At 70.3% G+C, this 18160-nt stretch carries 15 protein-coding genes and 1 tRNA gene; 7 read left to right on the forward strand and 9 right to left on the reverse strand.

The features are described from left to right. The first annotated feature begins 4 nt into the window (after positions 1-4). The 4 genes from ACERZO_RS27210 to ACERZO_RS27225 all read left to right on the forward strand — a co-directional run bounded on the left by ACERZO_RS27210 (position 5) and on the right by ACERZO_RS27225 (position 2484). The gene (locus ACERZO_RS27210) at positions 5-649 is read left to right on the forward strand and encodes an aminodeoxychorismate/anthranilate synthase component II (protein ID WP_372667594.1); all 645 of its coding nucleotides are present in this window, start codon (positions 5-7) and stop codon (positions 647-649) included. After that, entirely contained in the window at positions 646-1437 is a 792-nt protein-coding gene (locus ACERZO_RS27215) for an ABC transporter ATP-binding protein (protein ID WP_372667595.1), read from the forward strand. The genes ACERZO_RS27210 and ACERZO_RS27215 overlap by 4 nt, the downstream gene beginning before the upstream one ends. After that, entirely contained in the window at positions 1425-2066 is a 642-nt protein-coding gene (locus tag ACERZO_RS27220; RefSeq protein WP_372667596.1) for a hypothetical protein, read from the forward strand. Before ACERZO_RS27215 ends, ACERZO_RS27220 begins: the two co-directional genes overlap by 13 nt. Positions 2067-2166: 100 nt before the next feature. Then, the gene (locus tag ACERZO_RS27225; RefSeq protein ID WP_372667597.1) at positions 2167-2484 is read left to right on the forward strand and encodes an effector-associated constant component EACC1; all 318 of its coding nucleotides are present in this window, start codon (positions 2167-2169) and stop codon (positions 2482-2484) included. A gap of 55 nt (positions 2485-2539) precedes the next feature. Here the strand turns inward: ACERZO_RS27225 and pknB are convergent, their stop codons facing one another. The 7 genes from pknB to ACERZO_RS27260 all read right to left on the reverse strand — a co-directional run bounded on the left by pknB (position 2540) and on the right by ACERZO_RS27260 (position 12019). Then, entirely contained in the window at positions 2540-4504 is a 1965-nt protein-coding gene (pknB, locus tag ACERZO_RS27230) for a Stk1 family PASTA domain-containing Ser/Thr kinase (RefSeq protein WP_372667598.1), read from the reverse strand. Next, positions 4501-5850, reverse strand: coding sequence for a serine/threonine-protein kinase (locus tag ACERZO_RS27235; protein WP_372667599.1), 1350 nt, complete (start codon positions 5848-5850; stop codon positions 4501-4503). Before ACERZO_RS27235 ends, pknB begins: the two co-directional genes overlap by 4 nt. Before the next feature lie 3 nt (positions 5851-5853). Beyond that, complete coding sequence (locus ACERZO_RS27240) at positions 5854-7323, reverse strand: peptidoglycan D,D-transpeptidase FtsI family protein (RefSeq protein WP_372667600.1); 1470 nt, start codon at positions 7321-7323, stop codon at positions 5854-5856. Then, positions 7320-8807: an FtsW/RodA/SpoVE family cell cycle protein gene (locus ACERZO_RS27245; protein WP_372667601.1), complete on the reverse strand. Its 1488-nt coding sequence runs from the start codon at positions 8805-8807 to the stop codon at positions 7320-7322. Before ACERZO_RS27245 ends, ACERZO_RS27240 begins: the two co-directional genes overlap by 4 nt. Beyond that, the gene (locus tag ACERZO_RS27250; RefSeq protein WP_372667602.1) at positions 8807-10222 is read right to left on the reverse strand and encodes a PP2C family protein-serine/threonine phosphatase; all 1416 of its coding nucleotides are present in this window, start codon (positions 10220-10222) and stop codon (positions 8807-8809) included. Before ACERZO_RS27250 ends, ACERZO_RS27245 begins: the two co-directional genes overlap by 1 nt. Beyond that, positions 10219-10680, reverse strand: coding sequence for an FHA domain-containing protein FhaB/FipA (locus ACERZO_RS27255; protein WP_003079002.1), 462 nt, complete (start codon positions 10678-10680; stop codon positions 10219-10221). Before ACERZO_RS27255 ends, ACERZO_RS27250 begins: the two co-directional genes overlap by 4 nt. Positions 10681-10780: 100 nt before the next feature. Then, on the reverse strand, positions 10781-12019 hold the full coding sequence (locus ACERZO_RS27260) for a DUF3662 and FHA domain-containing protein (protein WP_372667603.1): 1239 nt from the start codon (positions 12017-12019) through the stop codon (positions 10781-10783). Between the two features lie 131 nt (positions 12020-12150). Here ACERZO_RS27260 and ACERZO_RS27265 point away from each other — a divergent pair. After that, a tRNA-Leu gene (locus ACERZO_RS27265) sits at positions 12151-12233 on the forward strand. Positions 12234-12395: 162 nt separating this feature from the next. On the opposite strand, the gene ACERZO_RS27270 is transcribed toward ACERZO_RS27265, so the two are convergent. Then, positions 12396-13136, reverse strand: a complete 741-nt coding sequence (locus ACERZO_RS27270) for a S1 family peptidase (protein ID WP_372667604.1) — start codon at positions 13134-13136, stop codon at positions 12396-12398. Positions 13137-13255: 119 nt separating this feature from the next. Continuing rightward, a complete protein-coding gene (locus ACERZO_RS27275; RefSeq protein WP_372667605.1) occupies positions 13256-13630 on the reverse strand; it encodes an FKBP-type peptidyl-prolyl cis-trans isomerase in 375 nt (124 codons plus the stop codon). Positions 13631-13769: 139 nt separating this feature from the next. Between ACERZO_RS27275 and ACERZO_RS27280 the strand changes: the two genes are divergently transcribed. Together ACERZO_RS27280 and ACERZO_RS27285 are read left to right on the forward strand one after the other, a co-directional pair. Continuing rightward, positions 13770-16988 carry a penicillin acylase family protein gene (locus ACERZO_RS27280; RefSeq protein ID WP_372667606.1) on the forward strand — a complete coding sequence of 1073 codons (3219 nt, stop codon included), beginning with the start codon at positions 13770-13772 and terminating at the stop codon, positions 16986-16988. 71 nt (positions 16989-17059) lie between these two features. Continuing rightward, positions 17060-18100 (forward strand): trans-sulfuration enzyme family protein, encoded by a 1041-nt coding sequence (locus tag ACERZO_RS27285; RefSeq protein ID WP_372667607.1) that lies wholly within the window; start codon positions 17060-17062, stop codon positions 18098-18100. The last annotated feature ends 60 nt before the right edge of the window (positions 18101-18160 follow it).

Here is an 18160-nt window from a genome sequence, read left to right on the forward strand (position 1 = left end):
CGCCATGCGCGTTCTCGTCGTCGACAACTACGACAGCTTCGTCTACAACCTGGTCCAGTACCTGGCCCAGCTCGGCGCCGACTGCACGGTCTGGCGCAACGACGTCGTGGACCTCGACCGCGTGCCCGAGTTCGACGCCGTGCTCGTCTCGCCGGGCCCGGGGACGCCCGAACGCGCTGGTCAGAGCATGGATGTCATCCGCAAGTGTGCCGAGACGCGCACGCCGATGCTCGGTGTCTGCCTCGGCCACCAGGCGCTCGGCGTCGTCTACGGCGCGACCGTCGACCGCGCGCCCGAGCTGCTCCACGGCAAGACCAGCCAGGTCCGCCACGAGGGCACCGGCGTCCTCAAGGACCTGCCCGAGGAGTTCACGGCCACCCGGTACCACTCCTTGACCGTGGTGCCCGACACGATCCCGGCCGACGTCTTCGAGGTCACCGGCCGCACCGAAACCGGCATCGTGATGGGCATGCGCCACCGCGAGCTGCCGCTCGAAGGTGTCCAGTTCCACCCGGAGTCCGTGCTCACCGAAGGCGGCCACCGGATGCTCGCGAACTGGATGGCCGCGGCGGGCCACCCCGTCGACCCGGCCCGCGTCGACGAGCTCGAGCGCGCGACCAAGGCGCTCCAGAAGGCCGCTGTTGCGTGATCCGGCTCGAGGGGGTCGGCAAGCGGTACGGGCGTGGTGACTTCGTCCTCCGCGACGTCGACCTGAGCGTCGAGCCCGGGCACGTCGTCGGCGTCCTCGGCAGCAACGGCTCCGGCAAGTCGACGCTGCTGCGGATCATGGCCGGCGTCTCGCACGCGACCACCGGCGTGGTGACGGGAAACCCGCGGATCGGCTACCTGCCCGACCGCTTCCCGGCCGGCCAGCGCATGGGCGCGCGGGCCTACCTGCGGCACCTGGCGCGCATCCGCGGGCTCACCGACCTCTCGGTGATCGACCCGCTGCTCGACCGGCTCGCGCTGGTCGGCGGTCCGGCCGCGCCGCTGCGGACGCTCTCGAAGGGCAACGCGCAGAAGGTCGGGCTCGTGCAGGCCGTCATGGTGCGGCCCGACCTGCTGATCCTCGACGAGCCGTGGTCTGGGCTCGACGTCGGGACGCACGCGATCCTCGGCGAGCTCGTCGCCGAGACGCGGGCGCGCGGCGCGAGCGTCGTGTTCACCGACCACCGGCCGCAGGTGGTGCACGACCACGCCGACGTCGTCCACGTCATGACCGAAGGCAGGCTCACGGCCGAGAGCGCCGAGCCGACCACGCGGATCGTGCTGCGCGGCGACGGCGCCGGCTGGGCGGCCGAGCCCGGCGTGCGGCACGCGGTCGTCGAAGGCGCCCAGCTCGTGCTGACCGTCGAAGTCGCGAGCGTGGACGCGGTGCTGCTGCGGGCGTTGAAGGACGGCTGGTCCGTGCGGGAGGTGGCGCCGTGCTCGCCGTGACCCGCTACTACCTGGCGCTGCTCGGCCATTCGCAGCGGTACCTGCCGGCGCTGCTGGCTTACCTCGCGCTGTGCGTGATCCTCTACGCCGACCCGCACTCGCCGCCGTTGCCGCTGTTCGGGATGAGCGCGGGCGGGCTGCTCGTCGTGTCGTGCTGGCTGACGATCGCGCTGCTCGACATCGAGGATCCGGTGCAGCGGCTGGTGACCTTGAGCCACGCGCGGCAGTGGCGGCGGATGATCACCGGCGCGATCTTCACCGTGCTGGCCTGCGCCGCGGTCCTCACGGTGATCACCGAGGCGTGGTCGGCGCTCAAGTCGTTGAAGGTCCAGCCGTCGGCGCTGGGCATCGGGCTGCTCGCCCACCTCGCGTGCGCGCTGCTGGGCATCGCGATCGCGCTGCCGTGCTCGCGGCTGCTCGTGCCGCGGATCGGCTGGACGGTGCTCGCCGCCGTCGTCACGCTGATCGTCGTGCTGCTGGCGAAGATCCCGCTGGTCCACCCGCTGTTGCACGCGCTCACCGACGACGAACCGGTCGGCGGTCCGCTCGTGCTGGCGCTGGTGACGTCCGTGGCGGTACTAGCCGCCAGCTTCTTCGCCGTCTCGCGGCTCGTGCACCGTCGTTCCTGAGTGCAATTTGCAATCTTCAAATCCCGAGTCGGGGTTCCGGCGGGTGCTCGGCGCCGACTAGTGTTCGGGTCCTCTCCGATTCCGGGCGAAGGGAGAACGGGTGACGGCGGGGATCGTCGCGATCACCGGGCCAGACTCCGAAGGCGAGCTCCGGGAGCTCGCCGCCTGGCTGCGCGGCGAGGACGAGCTCCGCGGCCGCGTTCAACTGTTCGACGCCGTCGTGGTCGGCGTGACCAGCAACTCCGCCGGCGTTTTCTGCCGGTCGCTGATCGCCTGGCTGCGGCGCTGCCGCGAAGGCCGGGTCTCCCTGAAGGTCAAACGCTCCGGCGCGGCCGAGGAACTGGAGCTCGACTGCGGTCCCGCGAGTGACGCCGAGCAGATTCTCGGCGCTGTGCAAGGGTTTCTCGACAAAGCCTGAACAACGACGAAGGCCCGCACGGCGAACCGTGCGGGCCTTCATCGTGCGGATGGGATCAGGGGCCGCTGCCCGTCGACGTCGGGAACAACGGGCCCTCGGACACCGAGATCGTGATGTTCTGGTCCTTGTCGATCTGCTGACCCGGCGGCACGCTCTGCTTGGTGACCGTGCCTTCGGGCTTGTTGCTGGTCCGGTCGGACTGCTCCCGCAGCTGACCGGTCCAGCCCATGCTCTGCAGTTTCGCCTGCGCGTCCTCAGCTGTCATGCCGACCAGCTGCGGCATCTCGATCTTGTTGTCCGGCTGGCCCGTCGACACGGTCAGCGTGATCGTGCTGCCGACCGGCACCGAACCACCGTTCGGCGTCTGCTGGAGGACCTGGTCCTTCGGCTGGTCGGACTGCTGGTCGACGCGCTTGACGTTGAAGCCCAAGCCGGTCAGGGCGGACTGCGCTTCGCTGAAGGACTTCCCGGTGAAGTTCGGGACCTGCTTCTGCGCCTTGCCCTTGCCGATCGAGATGGACACGCTCGTGCCCTGCTGGACCTGGTTGCCCGCCTGCGGGTTCTGGCTGACGACCTTGCCCACCTGGTCGTCGTCGGTGACGTCGACCTCCTGCGGCGGCGACTGGTTCAGGGTGAGGCCGGCTTCCTTCAGCTTCGCCTCGGCGTCGTCGCGGCTGAGGCCCTTCAGCTCCGGCACGGCCACCTTGCCCGGCGGCGTGCCGATCGTGAGCGTGATCTGCGCCGCGGTGGCGACCGGGGTGCCGACATCGGGGGTGATCGCGATGACCTGGTTGACCTGGTCCGTGGTGCACGGCGTGTTGCCGGACGCGTCGGGCACCCCGCAGATCACGGTCTTGTTCGGCGCGAAGTTGTTGAACCCCTTTTCGCGCAGGGTGTTCTTGGCCGCCAGCTCCGACTGCCCCTTGACGTCCGGGATCGCCACCGTGCCCGGTTCTTCGTTGCCGCTCTTGAACGACCCCGACAGCCACATGATCAGCAGGACCGCGCCCAGCACGAAGACCGCGGCGAGCGCGGCCAGCAGCGTCCGGCGCCGGCGCTTGGCCTTCGGGTCCTCGTCGTCCGCGGCGTCGTACTCCTCGTAGCGCTGCGGCTGCCGCCGGTCGGCGTTCATCACCTGCGTGCGCTCGTCTTCGGACATCACCATCGGCGCGGCCGGGCGCTGACCCGAGAGCGTGCGCACCAGGTCCGAGCGCATCTCCGCCGCCGACTGGTAGCGGTTCGCCGGGCCCTTGGCCAGTGCCTTCAGCACGACGGCGTCCAGCTCGGGCGCCACCGCCGGGTTCACCGACGACGGCGGGTTCGGGTCCTCCCGGACGTGCTGGTAGGCCACCGCGACCGGGGAGTCCCCGGTGAACGGCGGCTCGCCGGTGATCAGCTCGTACAGCACGCAACCGGCGGCGTAGACGTCGGACCGGGCGTCGACCGACTCACCGCGGGCCTGCTCCGGCGACAGGTACTGCGCCGTGCCGATCACCGCGGCGGTCTGGGTCATCGCGGACTGGCCGTCGTGCATCGCGCGCGCGATGCCGAAGTCCATCACCTTGACCGCGCCGTTCTTCGTGATCATCACGTTGGCCGGCTTGACGTCGCGGTGCACGATGCCGTGGCGGTGGGAGAAGTCGAGCGCCGCGCAGACGTCGGCCATGACCTCCATGGCCCGCTTCTGCGACATCGGGCCTTCGGTCTTGACGATGTCCCGCAGCGTCCGGCCTTCGACGTACTCCATGACGATGTACGGCAGCGGGCCGAACTCGGTGTTGGCCTCACCCGTGTCGTAGACCGCGACGATCGCCGGGTGGTTCAGCGCGGCGGCGTTCTGCGCCTCGCGGCGGAAGCGCTCCTGGAACTGCGGGTCCCTGGCGAGGTCGGCACGGAGGATCTTGATCGCGACTTCCCGGCCGAGGCGCACGTCGTGGCCGTGATGGACCTCGGACATGCCTCCGTAGCCGAGCGTTTCGCCCAGCTCGTACCGGTTGGAGAGCAGTCTGGGTGTGCTCATCTCTGGGTGCCGTTCCATTCCGTCCAAGGTGCGGTCATGATGCCTTGCTGGCCATCGTCGGTCGTTCCGGGAGTGTCCGCCGGGTAGGCGCTCGAGACGGGCGGTTCCTCCGCGGGCGGCTGTCTGCCCGGGACCACCTGGCTCTGCGTCTGGCCGGGGTGCGGTGGCGAGCCCGAGCTGCCGATCATCTTCGCCACGAGGACGATGCCCGCCACCAGGACAACGAGCAGGATGGCCGCGAGGAGCGCCCACCAGCCCCACTGGGACTTCTTCCGGGTCACCGGCACCATGGCCGGACGCAGCACGGGCCGCGACGGCGGGCCGATGGCGACCATCGGGTTCACCGCCGGCGACGGCGGGCCCACCGGCATGTGCTGCTGCTGCGGCGGGACCGGCTGCTGCTGAACCGGTTGCTGCGGCACCTGCTGTTGCTGCTGCGGTTGCGGCGGTTGCTGCACCGCCGGCTGCTGGCCCGTGTACGTGGCGTTGACCAGACCGGACGGCGTCGGCAGCGGCAGCCCGGCGCGGACCGCGGCGACGGCGGCCGCGAACTCGCCGCCGCTGTTGTAGCGCTGCCGCGGGTCCTTCACCAGCGTCGCCTCGATCACCGCGCGCGCGGCGGGCGGGACGTCCGGCGGCAGCGGCGGCGCGATGTCGCGGATGTGCATCATCGCGACCGTGACGGCGTTCTCCGACAGAAACGGCCGGTGCCCGGCGAGGCACTCGTAGCCGCAGACGGCCAGCGAGTAGACGTCGGAGGCCGGCTCGGCCGGGTGCCCGAGCGCCTGCTCCGGCGCGATGTAGTGCGCGGTGCCCATGACCATGCCGGACCGGGTGACCGGTGCGGCGTCGGCCGCCTTCGCGACGCCGAAGTCGGTGATCTTCACCTGCCCGGCCGACGTCACCAGGATGTTGCCCGGCTTGACGTCGCGGTGGACCAGGCCCTGCTCGTGTGCGGCCTGCAGCGCGTTGCCCGCCTGCTCCAGCATGTCGAGCGTGAACTCCGCCGACAGCCGCCCGTGCTTGGCCAGCAACCCGGCCAGCGGGTCGCCGTCGACGAGCTCCATCACCAGGTACGCGATGGAGAGGTCACCGTCGAAGATGGTTTCGCCGTAGTCGTGCACGGCGGCGATGCCGGGGTGGTTGAGGGACGCCGTCATCCGCGCTTCGGTGCGGAAGCGGTGGAGGAATTCGGCGTCGCCGGAGAGCTCGGCCTTGAGGATCTTGACGGCCACGGTCCGGTCCAGCCGGGTGTCGCTGGCCTGCCAGACCTCGCCCATCCCGCCGACGGCGATCCGGCTCGTCAGCTTGTAGCGGTCGGCCAGCAGCTGACCGGAGGACAGCATGCGCTATCCACCCCCGAGCTTGGCGTTGATCGCGGCGCGGCCGATCTCCGCGGCGACCGTGCCGCCGGTGGCCGCGAGCCCGCGGTTGCCGCCGTCTTCGACGATGACGGCGACCGCGATCTGCGGGTCGTTGGCCGGGGCGAAGGCGGTGTACCAGGCGTGCGGGGCGGTGTTCTTGGAGTCCGTGCCGTGCTCGGCGGTGCCGGTCTTCGACGCGATCTGGATGTCGGCGCGCTTGCCGCCGCCCTTGGTGAAGCCCTCGGAAGCGATCATCATGTCCTTGAGGATCGCGGCGTTCGACGACGAAAGTGCCGCCGTGCCGGTGAGCTCGGTGGGGCTGTAGTCCTCGATGGTCGACAGGTCCGGCGCCAGCACCGACTGCACCAGCTGCGGCTTCATCGCCATCCCGCCGTTGGCCACGGTGGCCGCGAGCAGGCAGTCCTGCAGCGGGGTCAGCCGGACGTCGCGCTGGCCGATGCCGCTCTGGTAGAGCGCGCCCTGCGAGTCGAGCGGCCCGACCGTCGACGGCGCGACCTTCATCGGCACGGTCAGGTCGGTCTGCCCGATCCCGAAGTTCGCCGCCGTCTTCTTCAGCTTGTCCGCGCCGAGCTGGCCGGCGAACTCCGCGAACGGGACGTTGCACGAGTGCGCGAGCGCGTCCTTGAACGTGGTGCCGGGGCAGGCTTCGCCGGCGTAGTTCTCCAGCGTCACGTTGGTGCCGGGGAGCTTCGTGTTCGGCGCCGGGTTGACCGGGGTGTCCGGGCCCTTGCCGTCCTCGAGCACGGCCGACGCGGTGACCAGCTTGAACGTCGACCCCGGCGGGTAGGTCTCCGAGATCGCCCGGTTCAGCATCGGGTTCTTCGGGTCCTTGACGTAGGAGTTCCAGGCGTCGGTCTGGGCCTTCGACGTGTGCGACGCCAGTTTGTTCGGGTCGTACGACGGCGTCGAGACCATCGCCAGGATCCGGCCGGTCTTCGGCTCCATCGCGACGACCGCGCCGGTGTAGTTCTTCTGCGTCATCAGGTCGTACGCGGCCTTCTGCACGGCCGGGTCGATGGTCAGCCGGACGTTGCCGCCGCTCGGGTCGCGGCCGGTGACCATGTCCGACAGCCGCCGCACGAACAGCCGCGGGTCCGAGCCGTTCAGGACGTCGTCCTCGGAGCGCTCGAGGCCGCCGGAGCCGTAGTTGATCGAGTAGTAGCCGGTGACCGGCGCGTACATCGGGCCGTCGACGTACGACCGGATGTACTTGTACTTGTCGTTCGACGGGTCGACCTTCGCCAGCACTTCGCCGTTCGCCTGCGACACGATCTGGCCGCGGCGGCGGGCGAACTCGTCGTAGAGCACGCGCGCGTTGCGGGAGTCGGTGCGGTAGTCGTCGGCCTTGACGACCTGGATGTAGGTCGCGTTGGCCAGCAGCAGGACGACCATGACGAGCATCGCCATGCCGACCTTGCGCAGCGGGGTGTTCATGCCTGCTTGCCCCCGTCCGCCGGGGGACGCTGGACGAGCACGGTGTGCGCTTCGGCGATCGGTGCCTGCTGCTGGGGCTGCGGCTTCGGCCGGGCGGCGGGCCGCCGGGCCGCGTCGGAGATCCGGAGCAGCAGGGCGACCAGGATGTAGTTCGCCAGCAGCGACGAACCACCCTTGGACAGGAACGGGGCGGTGATACCGGTCTCCGGGATGAGCTTCGTGACCCCGCCGACGACGACGAAGATCTGCATGACCATGGTGAACGCGAGCCCGCCGCCGAGCAGCTTGCCGAACGTGTCGCGCACGGCGAGCGCGCTGCGCATGCCGCGCATGGCGACCAGCAGGTACAGCATCAGGACGGCGGCCAGCCCGATGAAGCCGAGCTCTTCGCCGATCGCCGCGGTGATGAAGTCGGTGTTCGCCTCCGGCACCATGTCCGGGCGGCCGGCGCCGAGCCCGGTGCCGCCGATCCCGCCGGTGCCGAGGCCGAACAGGCCCTGCGCGATCTGGTACCCGCCGCCGAGCTTGTCGTACGTCGCCAGCGGGTCGAGCCAGTTGGCGACGCGCTGCTGGACGTGCGTGAAGAGGTTGTAGGCGATCAGGCAGCCGCCGACGAAGAAGCTCAGGCCCAGAACGACCCAGATGATCCGCTCGGTCGCCACGTACAGCATCATCAGGATGACGCTGAAGAACAGCAGCGACGTGCCGAGGTCCTTCTCGAACACCAGGATGCCGATGCAGGCGACCGCGGCGATGAGGATCGGGCCCAGGTCACGCGCCCGCGGCAGCTCGACGCCGAGAAACTTCTTGCCCGCCACCATGAACAGGTCGCGCTTCGACACCAGGAACGAGGCGAAGAAGACCATCAGCAGGATCTTCGCGAACTCGCCGGGCTGGATCGAGAAGCCCGGCAGCTTCAGCCACACCTTGGCGCCGTTGACCTCGGACAGGCTCGACGGCAGCAGCGCGGGCAGCGCCAGCGCGACGATCCCGATCAGGCCCGCGGTGTAGCCGTAGCGGGTCAGCGTGCGGTGGTCGTTCACCACGACCAGGACGGCGACGAAGAACCCGAGCGAGATCACGGTGAACAGCACCTGCGCCGTGACGGCGGGGGTGTAGTCCTTCCCGTTCTGCACGGCCTTTTCGGCCAGGGCCAGGTCGATCCGGTGGATCATCACCAGCCCGATGCCGTTCAGCAGCGCGACGCAGGGGAGCAGCACCGGGTCCGCGTACGGCGCCCACCGGCGCACGGCCAGGTGCGCCGCGGCGAAGATGGCGAGGTAGGCGAGGCCGAGCCAGACGATCGACCAGGTCAGCTCCTGCTCCTGGTTCGCTTCGACCAGCACCAGGGCGATGGTGACGATGAACGCGGCGAACCCCAGCAGCACCAGCTCGGTGTTGCGGCGGGTCGGGACGTCGCGCGGCGGGTTCGTCTGGAACTGCGCGGCGAGAGGTTCGGCGGCGCGCGCGGCGGGCTGGCTCATCAGTTACCGCCTCCCGTCGTCGGTGCCGTCGAACTCGGCGTCGAGCAGTCCCTCCCCGCTGGCTGGTTCGCCGACGACGGAGCAGTGGAGCCGGCCGGAGCCGACGGCGTGGACGTCGGCGTGACCGTGGGGGTCGGCGTGACCGTGGGGGTCGGCGTCGTGGACGGCTGGCCGCCCGCCGGCGCGCAGTTGTTCAGGCGCTTGTGCAGCTGCAGGAAGTCGTCGATGTACTTCCGGGCGTCGTCGAGGCTGTCCTTCTTGACGCCGTTCTGCACCGCCAGCCGCGCGTCCTCCTGGAGCTGGTCGACGCGCAGCTTGTCCGTGCACACCTGGTTGGGCGGGCACGAGCCCTGCTCGTAGGTGTGCAGGTCGATGCCGAGGATGCTGCCGGGGACGCCGCGGTAGATCACGACTTCCTGGTCCGCACCTTCGCCGACATAGTACTGACTCAGGACGAAGTACCGGGTGGCGATGGCGGCCGCGGCGAGCACGACGAGCACCACCAGCGCGCCGGCGAGCCAGCGGAACCGCTTCCGGCGCTTGGCCTTCGGATCTTCGCTCGGCTGCGGCAGCTCGGGCCGCGGCTGCGGCGGCGGCTGGGTCAGCGCCCGCGCGCGCGCCGCGGGCGAGTCGCCCTGGTGCCGTTCGTCGCTGCCGTCCCCGGCGGCGCCGCCCACGATGGGCGCGTCCTCGCCGAAGTCGACGTCGACGACGTCGGCGATGATCACCGTGACGTTGTCCGTGCCGCCGCCCTTGAGCGCCAGCTCGATCATCCGGTCCGCGCACTGCTGCGGGTCCGGGATCTGCACGGCCTCGGCGAGCGTCTCGTCGCTGACCATGCCGGACAGGCCGTCCGAGCAGATCAGGTACCGGTCGCCGGAGCGGGCTTCGCGCACGGTCAGGCTCGGTTCGACCTCGTGCCCGGTCAGCGCCTTCAGCAGCAGCGACCGCTGCGGGTGCACCGCGGCTTCTTCGGGCGTGATCCGGCCCTGCTCGAGCAGCTCGTTGACGAAGCTGTCGTCGCGGGTGATCTGCGCGAACTGGCCGCCGCGCAGCAGGTACGCGCGCGAGTCGCCGACGTGCACCAGCCCGAGCCGGTTGCCGGCGAAGAGGACTGCCGTGAGCGTCGTGCCCATGCCGTCGAGGTCGGGGTCCTGCGAAACGAGTTCGGCGATGGCGGCGTTGCCGTTCGCCACCGCCTCCCGGAGTTGCGCGAGGAGGTCGTCGCCCGGTTCGTCGTCGTCGAGCGGGGCGAGCGAGGCGATGACGACCTTGCTGGCCACCTCACCCGCCGCGTGGCCACCCATACCGTCGGCGAGCGCGAGCAGGCGAGGGCCGGCGTACACGGAGTCCTGGTTGCTCGAACGCACCAGGCCCCGGTCGCTGCGGGCTGCGTAGCGGAGGACGAGAGTCATGGGCGAAGCTCGATCACCGTCTTGCCGATCCGGATGGGGACTCCGAGCGGGACCCGGAGGGGTGCAGTGACCTTAGCCCGGTCGAGATACGTCCCGTTCGTCGAGCCCAGATCTTCCACGTACCAGTCCTCGCCGCGCTGGGCGATCCGCGCGTGCCGGGTCGACGCGTAGTCGTCGTCGAGCACCAACGTGGAGTCGTCGGCCCGGCCGATGAGGATCGGCCGGCCGTCCAGCGCGATGCGCGTCCCCGCGAGCGCGCCGTGCGTCACGAGCAGCTGCTGCGGGGACTTGCTGTTGCGCGGCTTCTTCTCCTTCTTGCGCCCGAAGGTCGGTACCTGGACGCGCATGCCCGACGCCGCGTAGAGGTCCGAACGGACGACTCTGAGCGCGGCGAACACGAAGAGCCAGAGCAGCACGAGGAAGCCCACCCTGGTGAGTTGTACGACCAGCTCTGGCACTTGGTGTGTCCGCTCCCGACTCGTCCGTGCAGCCGCGACGCGGGTACGCCGCGGTCCCCCCGCACGTCAATTCTGCGGGAACAGTATTCCGTGCCCCCAGTCAGCCCTGTGTACGGAACACGAGCGAGGAGTGCCCCACCCGGATCACGTCGCCGTCCGCGAGCTGCCAGGTCTGGACCGGAGTGCCGTTCACGGTCGTGCCGTTGGTCGACCCGATGTCGGCGAGCGTCGCGCTCTGGCCGTCCCAGGTGATCTCCAGGTGCCGGCGCGAGACGCCGGTGTCCGGGAGGCGGAAGTCCGCGTCCTGGCCGCGGCCCACGACGTTCCCGCCCTGCTTCAGCGAGTACGTGCGGTTGGAGCCGTCGTCCAGCTGCAGGCTCGCCGCGAGCTGGCGGCCCGGCGCGGGCTGGCCGTAGCCGCCCTGCTGCTGGCCGTACGGGTCGGCGGCCGGCTGGCCGTACGCCTGCTGCTGCCCGTACTGGTCGTACCCGGCCTGCTGCTGGCCGCCGTACTGGTCGTAGCCGCCCTGCTGGGGCTGGGCGTAGCCGCCCTGGTCGTACCCACCCTGCTGGTAGCCCTGGTCGTAGCCACCGCCCTGGGGCTGGGCGTACCCGCCCTGGTCGTAGCCACCGCCCTGCGGCTGGGCGTAGCCACCTTGGTCGTAGCCACCGCCCTGGGGCTGCGCGTACCCGCCCTGGTCGTAGCCGCCCTGCTGCTGGCCGTACTGGTCGTAGCCGCCACCCGGCTGCTGCTGGCCGTACTGGTCGTAGCCACCACCCTGCGGCTGGCCGTAACCCTGGTCGTACCCGGGCTGCTGGCCACCCTGCTGTCCGTAGCCGTACTGGCCCTGCTGGCCGTACGGGTCACCCTGGTCGTATTGGCCGTAGCCGGGGGGCTGGCTCATTGCTGGGTCTCCTGCGTTGCTGGGTCGTGCCGACCGCGGTGAACCGGCGCCTGAGGGGCGGGCGTCGGGATCGACGGACGAACGGGTCTTGAACTGTCCAGTATGCAGCGCCTCGTTGCGCTCGAGTGATACGACGACGTCACCATAGGTGTCCAGGCCCTCCGCGGCGAGGTGTTCCGCCACCGCCTTGGCGAGGACCTGGGTGACGCGTTGCTCGTCACCGGCCATGCGCTCGTGGTCAGCCGCCCCCAGCGACACGATGTAGTGATTGGGGGCGAGCTGCCGACCGCCTGCCAGCTCACGAACGTTCTCCTCACTCTCCCGCTCCAGGGCGATCGCCACTTCCTGCGTGACGACGTTGCCACCGAACATGCGCGCGAAAGTGTTCCCCACCAGGTTCTCGAGGCGTCTGTCGAAACGCTCGACGCGGCTCACCGGGGAAAACCTCCTCACACGTGTGCTTCCGCTATCGATCCTATCCGGGTGAGCGAGCCTCTACACGGCCCCCGGTGAAACCCGTTCAAACGGCCTGCTAGTCTTCTCCTCGCTGCCGTAAGGAAGCACTCGGGCGAGTGGCGGAATGGCAGACGCGCACGGTTCAGGTCCGTGTGTCCGAAAGGACGTGAGGGTTCAACTCCCTCCTCGCCCACGCTGTTCAAGGGCCCGGTCGCTAGCGCGACCGGGCCCTTTCCCGTTGTCCTGATTTCTCCCGGGGGCCGAGCCCCCGGACCCCCACGGTGCCTTCGTCAGGTGGGGAATATCACCCGTTTGGCTCTGCGTGGTGTTCGCTCACGGCGGACTTTCGGGTGTATCAAGCTGTCGATTTGGCGACCCAGGCCGCCAGCACGTCGGCCCGGCTGGCCGTCTCGATGCCGGCGTGGGGGCAGCCCGGCCCGGTCGCCTCGACCGCGACGAGTTCGCCGCCGGTGAAGTACGGGGCTCCCGAGTCGTAGGTGCAGGCGCTCGTCGTGATCTCCGGAGCGGCGCCGCGGACGCCCACGGTCGTCTGCTCCACCTTGGCGACGGCGACCGTGCCCTGCTGCATGCGGCTCGCCGGGGTGGGGTTCGTGCCGGTCGTGCTGCCCCAGCCGGCCAGCGTCAGCTGCTGGCCCACCTTCGGCGCCGTGCGGCCGATGTTCAGCGGCGGCACCGCCGTCACCGGGGTGTCCAGCCGGGCGAGGGCCACGTCGTTCTCCTTTGCCTGGACCACCTCGGTCACCCGGCGGGCGATGCCGGACTCCGTCGCCTCGTCGACCAGGCCCAGCGTCACCGTGGTCGGGTACGGGACCTTGCCGGCGACGCGGTTGCGGTTCGCGTCGTGGAAGCAGTGGCCCGTCGTCAGCACCCAGCCGGGCGCGATCAGGGAGCCGGTGCAGTAGCTGCTGTAGGTGGAGCCGTCCGGGCGCGGGACCTTCGTCATCGCGAGCTTCGCGACGAACCCGAACTGCCCGGGCGGAACGTCGGAGCCGTGCGCGATCCCCGGCGCGGCCAAGGCGGCGGGGGCGGTGGCGGTGGTCAGGACAACAGCGGCGAGCAGGGCGCGCAGGCGCATTTCTCCCCTTCGTCGGATGGGTGATCGACGTTCGAGGTTATTGGCGCGGCCGTGCGCTGGGAATTCCCTGGCCGGGCGTCACCCGGGTGACGCCCGGACCAGAAGGCGACGAAGCAGACCTAGTTCACGCCGACGAGGTCGACCACGAAGATCAGGGTTTCGCCCGGCTTGATGACGCCGCCCGCGCCGCGGTCGCCGTAGGCGAGGTGGGGCGGGATGACGAGCTTGCGGCGGCCACCGATCTTCATGCCCGCGACACCCTGGTCCCAGCCGGAGATGACCTGTCCGGCGCCGAGGCCGAAGCGCAGCGGCTCGCCGCGGTTCCACGACGCGTCGAACTCCTCACCGGTCGAGTGCGAGACGCCGACGTAGTGCACGGTGACGGTCTTGCCCGACGTGGCTTCCGTGCCGTCACCGACCGTGATGTCGGTGATCTCGAGGTCGGCCGGAGGGTTGCCCTCGGGGCGGTCGATCTGGGGCTTTTCCAAGGTCATGGCACTCACCGTACCCACGCGCACGAGGCTGCGCCGTTCGGACTACGTCCAAGGGCTGAAAAACGCGAATAGTCTTCACACTTGGGCTACTGCTCGGTAGCGTGCGCTTCGTCACTCTTCTGACTGAGGGGAGCCCGGCATGCGACGTGGCATCCGCGCCCTGACCTTGACGGCACTGGGGGCCCTCGTGGCCGGACTCACCCAGGTCGCCGTCACCGCTCCGGCCGCGCAGGCGGCCGCGTCGCCCGACGACTACTGCGGCGGGCAGTGCAGCGACATCCTGCCGCCCGGCGAGAACGGCAACGCCACCCTCGCCGACATCCTGGCGCACAAGGTGTTCGGCACCCGCCCGGCGCACGCGTCCGACCAGCTCGGGAAGTACTCGTCGCTGGCCAACGGCTACAAGACGCTGACCACGAGCGCGATCAACCAGTACTTCAACGACTCGTCGTTCGGCGTCGCCGCCGACCAGGTCGCGAGCACGACCAAGCCGCGTTCGGACGTGACGATCGTGCGGGACAAGGCCCTCGGTGTCCCGCACATCACCGGGACCACGCGCTCGGGCACCGAGTTCGGCGCCGGGTACGCGGCCGCGCAGGACCGGCTGTGGCTGATGGACGTCCTGCGCCACGCCGCGCGCGGGCAGGTCACGCCGTTCGCCGGCGGCGCGGAGGCCAACCGCGAGCTGGAGCAGCAGTTCTTCTCGAACGCGCCGTACACCGAAGCAGAGCTGCAGCAGCAGATCGACCGCGTCGCGAACAGCGGCCCGCGTGGCGCGCAGGGCCTCGCCGACGCGCAGGCCTACGTCGAGGGCATCAACAAGTACATCAGCGACTCCTACAACGGCCGGTACTTCCCGGGTGAATACGTGCTGACCGGGCACGTCGACTCGATCACCAACGCCGGGTCGATCGACCCGTTCAAGCTGACCGACCTGGTCGCGCTCGCCTCGCTGGTCGGCGCCGAGTTCGGCGCGGGCGGCGGTGGCGAGGTGCAGAACGCCATCGCGAAGCTGGCGATGCAGGAGAAGTACGGCGTCGTGCAGGGCGAGAAAGTGTGGCAGAGCCTGCGCTCCGAAGACGACCCCGAAGCCGTCAAGACGCTGCACGACGGCCAGACCTTCCCGTACGGCAAGACGCCGGCCAACGCGGTCGGCCAGGCCCTGCCGGACAAGGGCTCGGTGACCGGACAGCAGCTGGTGTTCGACCAGACCGGCTCGGCTTCGACCGCGACGCCGTCCACTGTGGACGTCGCCGCGCCCGCCGAGCAGGAACCCGCCCGCGGGATGTTCGAGAACGGCGTGCTGCCGGCGAACATGCTGAGCGAGAAGCACGGCATGTCCAACGCGCTGCTCGTTTCCGGCGCGAAGACCGCCAGCGGCCACCCGGTCGCGGTGTTCGGCCCGCAGACCGGCTACTTCGCCCCGCAGCTGCTGCTGTTGCAGGAACTGCAGGGCCCGGGCATCAGCTCGCGCGGCGCGGCCTTCGCCGGCCTGAGCATGTACACGCTCCTCGGCCGCGGCCAGGACTACTCGTGGAGCGCGACGACGTCGGCGCAGGACATCATCGACACCTACGCCCTGACGCTGTGCGACCCGAGCGGCAAGGCGCCGACGAAGGACTCGAACTACTACACCTGGCAAGGCCAGTGCATCCCGATGGAGACCGTCGAGGTCAAGAACGCCTGGAAGCCGACCGTGGCCGACGGGACCGCGGCGGGCTCGTACACCCTGCGCAGCTACCGGACCAAGTACGGTCCGGTGCAGAGCCGGGCGACCGTCGGCGGCAAGCCGGTGGCGTACGCGGCGCTGCGCTCGTCCTATTTCCACGAGGTCGATTCGCTGATCGGCTTCCAGGAGCTGAACGACCCGGGCTTCGTCAAGTCCGCGGCCGACTTCCAGAAGGCCGCGGCCGACATCAACTACACGTTCAACTGGTTCTACGCCGACTCGAAGGACATCGCGTACTTCAACTCGGGCAGCAACCCGTCCCGGCAGTCCAATGTGGACCCGAACCTGCCGGTGTGGGGTGACCAGGGCCACGACTGGAACGGCTGGAACCCGGCGGGCAACGTCGCGACCTACACGCCGGCGTCGCAGCACCCGCAGTCGATCAACCAGGACTACTACGTCAGCTGGAACAACGCGCAGGCCAACGGCTACGCGGCCGCGGGCGCGGACAAGTCCGCCGTGCACCGCGTCGACCTGCTCGACTCGCGGGTCAAGCAGCTGATCTCCAGCGGTACCAAGGTCACCCGGGTCAACCTGACCCAGGCGATGGAAGACGCCGCCCTCGCGGACCTGCGCGCCGAACGCGTCCTGCCGCTGCTGCTGCAGGTGCTCGACAAGACGCCGACCACCGGCGCGGCCGCGGACGCCGAGGCGAAGCTCAAGACGTGGCTCTCGAACGGCCACCTGCGCAAGGAGACTTCGCCGGGCAGCAAGGCGTACGCGGACGCCGACGCGATCCGCATCTTCGACGCCTGGTGGCCACTGCTCGTCCAGGCCGAGTTCAAGCCGGGCATGGGCGACGACGCCTACAACGCGATGACCGGCGTGCTGGGCATCAACGAAAGCCCGTCCGGCTGGCAGAACGGCAACGGCCGGCACACCGGCCAGCCGCACAAGGGCTCGTCGTTCCAGTTCGGCTGGTGGGGTTACGTCAGCAAGGACATCCGGCAGGTGCTCGGCCAGCCGGTGGCCGGCCCGCTCGGCCAGACGTTCTGCGGCGGCGGCAACGTCACGACGTGCCGCCAGGCGCTCGTCGACTCGCTGACCACCGCCGCCGGCCAGGCCGCGAACACCGTCTACCCCGGTGACGCGAGCTGCTCCGCGGGCGACCAGTGGTGCGCCGACACGATCATCCACAACCCGCTCGGCGGCATCACGCAGGACAAGATCAGCTGGCAGAACCGCCCGACGTTCCAGCAGGTCGTCGAGTACACCGCCCACCGCGGCGACAACATCGCGAACCTCGCGCCGGGGAAGACGGTCAGCGCCACGAGTGCCGAAACCGGCTTCTACAACTCGCCGGCGTCGAACGCCATCGACGGGAACGCCTCGAGCCGCTGGGCCAGCGACTGGAGCGACGACCAGGCGATCACCGTCGACCTCGGCTCGGTCCAGCAGGTCTCGCGGGTGCTGCTGAGCTGGGAAGCCGCGTACGGGAAGAGCTACCGGATCCAGACCTCGCCCGACGCGGTGAACTGGACGGACGCGGCCGTGGTCACCGACGGCGACGGCGGGCAGGACAACCTCTCGTTCGCCCCGACGTCGGCGCGGTTCGTGAAGATGCAGGGCGTCCAGCGCGGCACCAAGTACGGCTACTCGCTGTACGAGTTCGAGGTGTACGCCCACTGAGCAGGCCGGGCCGCCCGTGGACGCGCGGGCGGCCCGGCCACCCCACCGGGTGCGCGGTTACCGTGAGGCGCATGGACGACTGGACGCCCCGCACCAAGGCCATCACCGCCGGCCGGCCGCACGGACCGGGTGAGCCGCTGAACACCCCGCTCGTCGCCACCAGCACGTACCAGGCCGGTGGCGACTTCGTGTACGCGCGCGGTGACGGGACACCCACCTGGCACGCGCTGGAAGAAGCGGTCGGGGCGCTGGAGGGCGGCCACGCGACGGCGTTCGCGTCCGGCGTTGCCACCCTGTCCGCGGTGCTGGACCTGCTGCCGGTCGGGTCGCGGGTGGTCGTGCCGACGTTCAGCTACGCCGTGACGCGCGGGGTGCTCGCCCACGCGCAGAAGCTCGGCAAGCTCGCCGTCACCGAGCTGGACCCGGCCGACACCGGGGCCTGGGTGGCCGAGGCGGCGACGTCCGACCTGGTCTGGCTCGAGTCGCCGACCAACCCGACCCTCGACGTGATGGACATCGAGACGATCGCCGCCGCCGCCCGCGGCCGGGTCGTCGTCGACAACACCTTCGCGACGCCGCTGCAGCAGCGGCCGCTGGAGCTGGGCGCCGACGTCGTCGTGCACAGCGCGACCAAGCTCATCGGCGGACACAGCGACCTGCTGCTCGGCATCACCGTGGCCAAGGACCCCGAGGTCGCGGCGGAGCTGAAGGGGGCCCGGACCCGCGTCGGCTCGACGCCGGGCGCGCTCGAGGCGTGGCTCGCGCTGCGCGGCCTGCGGACCATGCCGGTGCGGCTGGCGGAGCAGTCCCGAACCGCCGCGCTGCTCGCGTCGCGGCTCGGCGAGCACTCCGCGGTACAGCGCGTGCGCTACCCGGGCTTCGGGATGATGGTCTCGTTCGACCTGGCCGACGCCGAGACGGCCGACCGCTTCTGCGCGGCGGTCCGGCTGATCGTCCCGGCGACGAGCCTCGGCGGCGTCGAAAGCCTGGTCGAGCGGCGGGCGTGGCTCCCGGGTGAGGAGCGCGTGCCGCCCGGGCTGGTCCGGTTCAGCGTCGGGTTGGAGGACCCGGAGGACCTTTGGGCGGATCTGACCTTCGCCCTCCCGGAGTAACGCGGACGGGTGAGACCTCGATAGTCCGGCATCGCAGGTCCACCGCCGTTGGGAGTCATC

This window comes from Amycolatopsis kentuckyensis, from assembly GCF_041679295.1.
In the GTDB taxonomy this organism is placed as follows: Bacteria; Actinomycetota; Actinomycetes; order Mycobacteriales; family Pseudonocardiaceae; genus Amycolatopsis; species Amycolatopsis kentuckyensis_A.

What these genes read in the sequence shown, in the direction of transcription:
- ACERZO_RS27245 (WP_372667601.1), bottom strand. Translation starts at nt 8,807, where the DNA reads ATGAGCCAGCCCGCCGCGCGCGCCGCCGAACCTCTCGCCGCGCAGTTC.
- ACERZO_RS27250 (WP_372667602.1), bottom strand. Translation starts at nt 10,222, where the DNA reads ATGACTCTCGTCCTCCGCTACGCAGCCCGCAGCGACCGGGGCCTGGTG.
- ACERZO_RS27235 (WP_372667599.1), bottom strand. Translation starts at nt 5,850, where the DNA reads ATGCTGTCCTCCGGTCAGCTGCTGGCCGACCGCTACAAGCTGACGAGC.
- ACERZO_RS27275 (WP_372667605.1), bottom strand. Translation starts at nt 13,630, where the DNA reads ATGACCTTGGAAAAGCCCCAGATCGACCGCCCCGAGGGCAACCCTCCG.
- ACERZO_RS27240 (WP_372667600.1), bottom strand. Translation starts at nt 7,323, where the DNA reads ATGAACACCCCGCTGCGCAAGGTCGGCATGGCGATGCTCGTCATGGTC.
- pknB (WP_372667598.1), bottom strand. Translation starts at nt 4,504, where the DNA reads ATGAGCACACCCAGACTGCTCTCCAACCGGTACGAGCTGGGCGAAACG.
- ACERZO_RS27285 (WP_372667607.1), top strand. Translation starts at nt 17,060, where the DNA reads ATGGACGACTGGACGCCCCGCACCAAGGCCATCACCGCCGGCCGGCCG.
- ACERZO_RS27280 (WP_372667606.1), top strand. Translation starts at nt 13,770, where the DNA reads ATGCGACGTGGCATCCGCGCCCTGACCTTGACGGCACTGGGGGCCCTC.
- ACERZO_RS27270 (WP_372667604.1), bottom strand. Translation starts at nt 13,136, where the DNA reads ATGCGCCTGCGCGCCCTGCTCGCCGCTGTTGTCCTGACCACCGCCACC.
- ACERZO_RS27210 (WP_372667594.1), top strand. Translation starts at nt 5, where the DNA reads ATGCGCGTTCTCGTCGTCGACAACTACGACAGCTTCGTCTACAACCTG.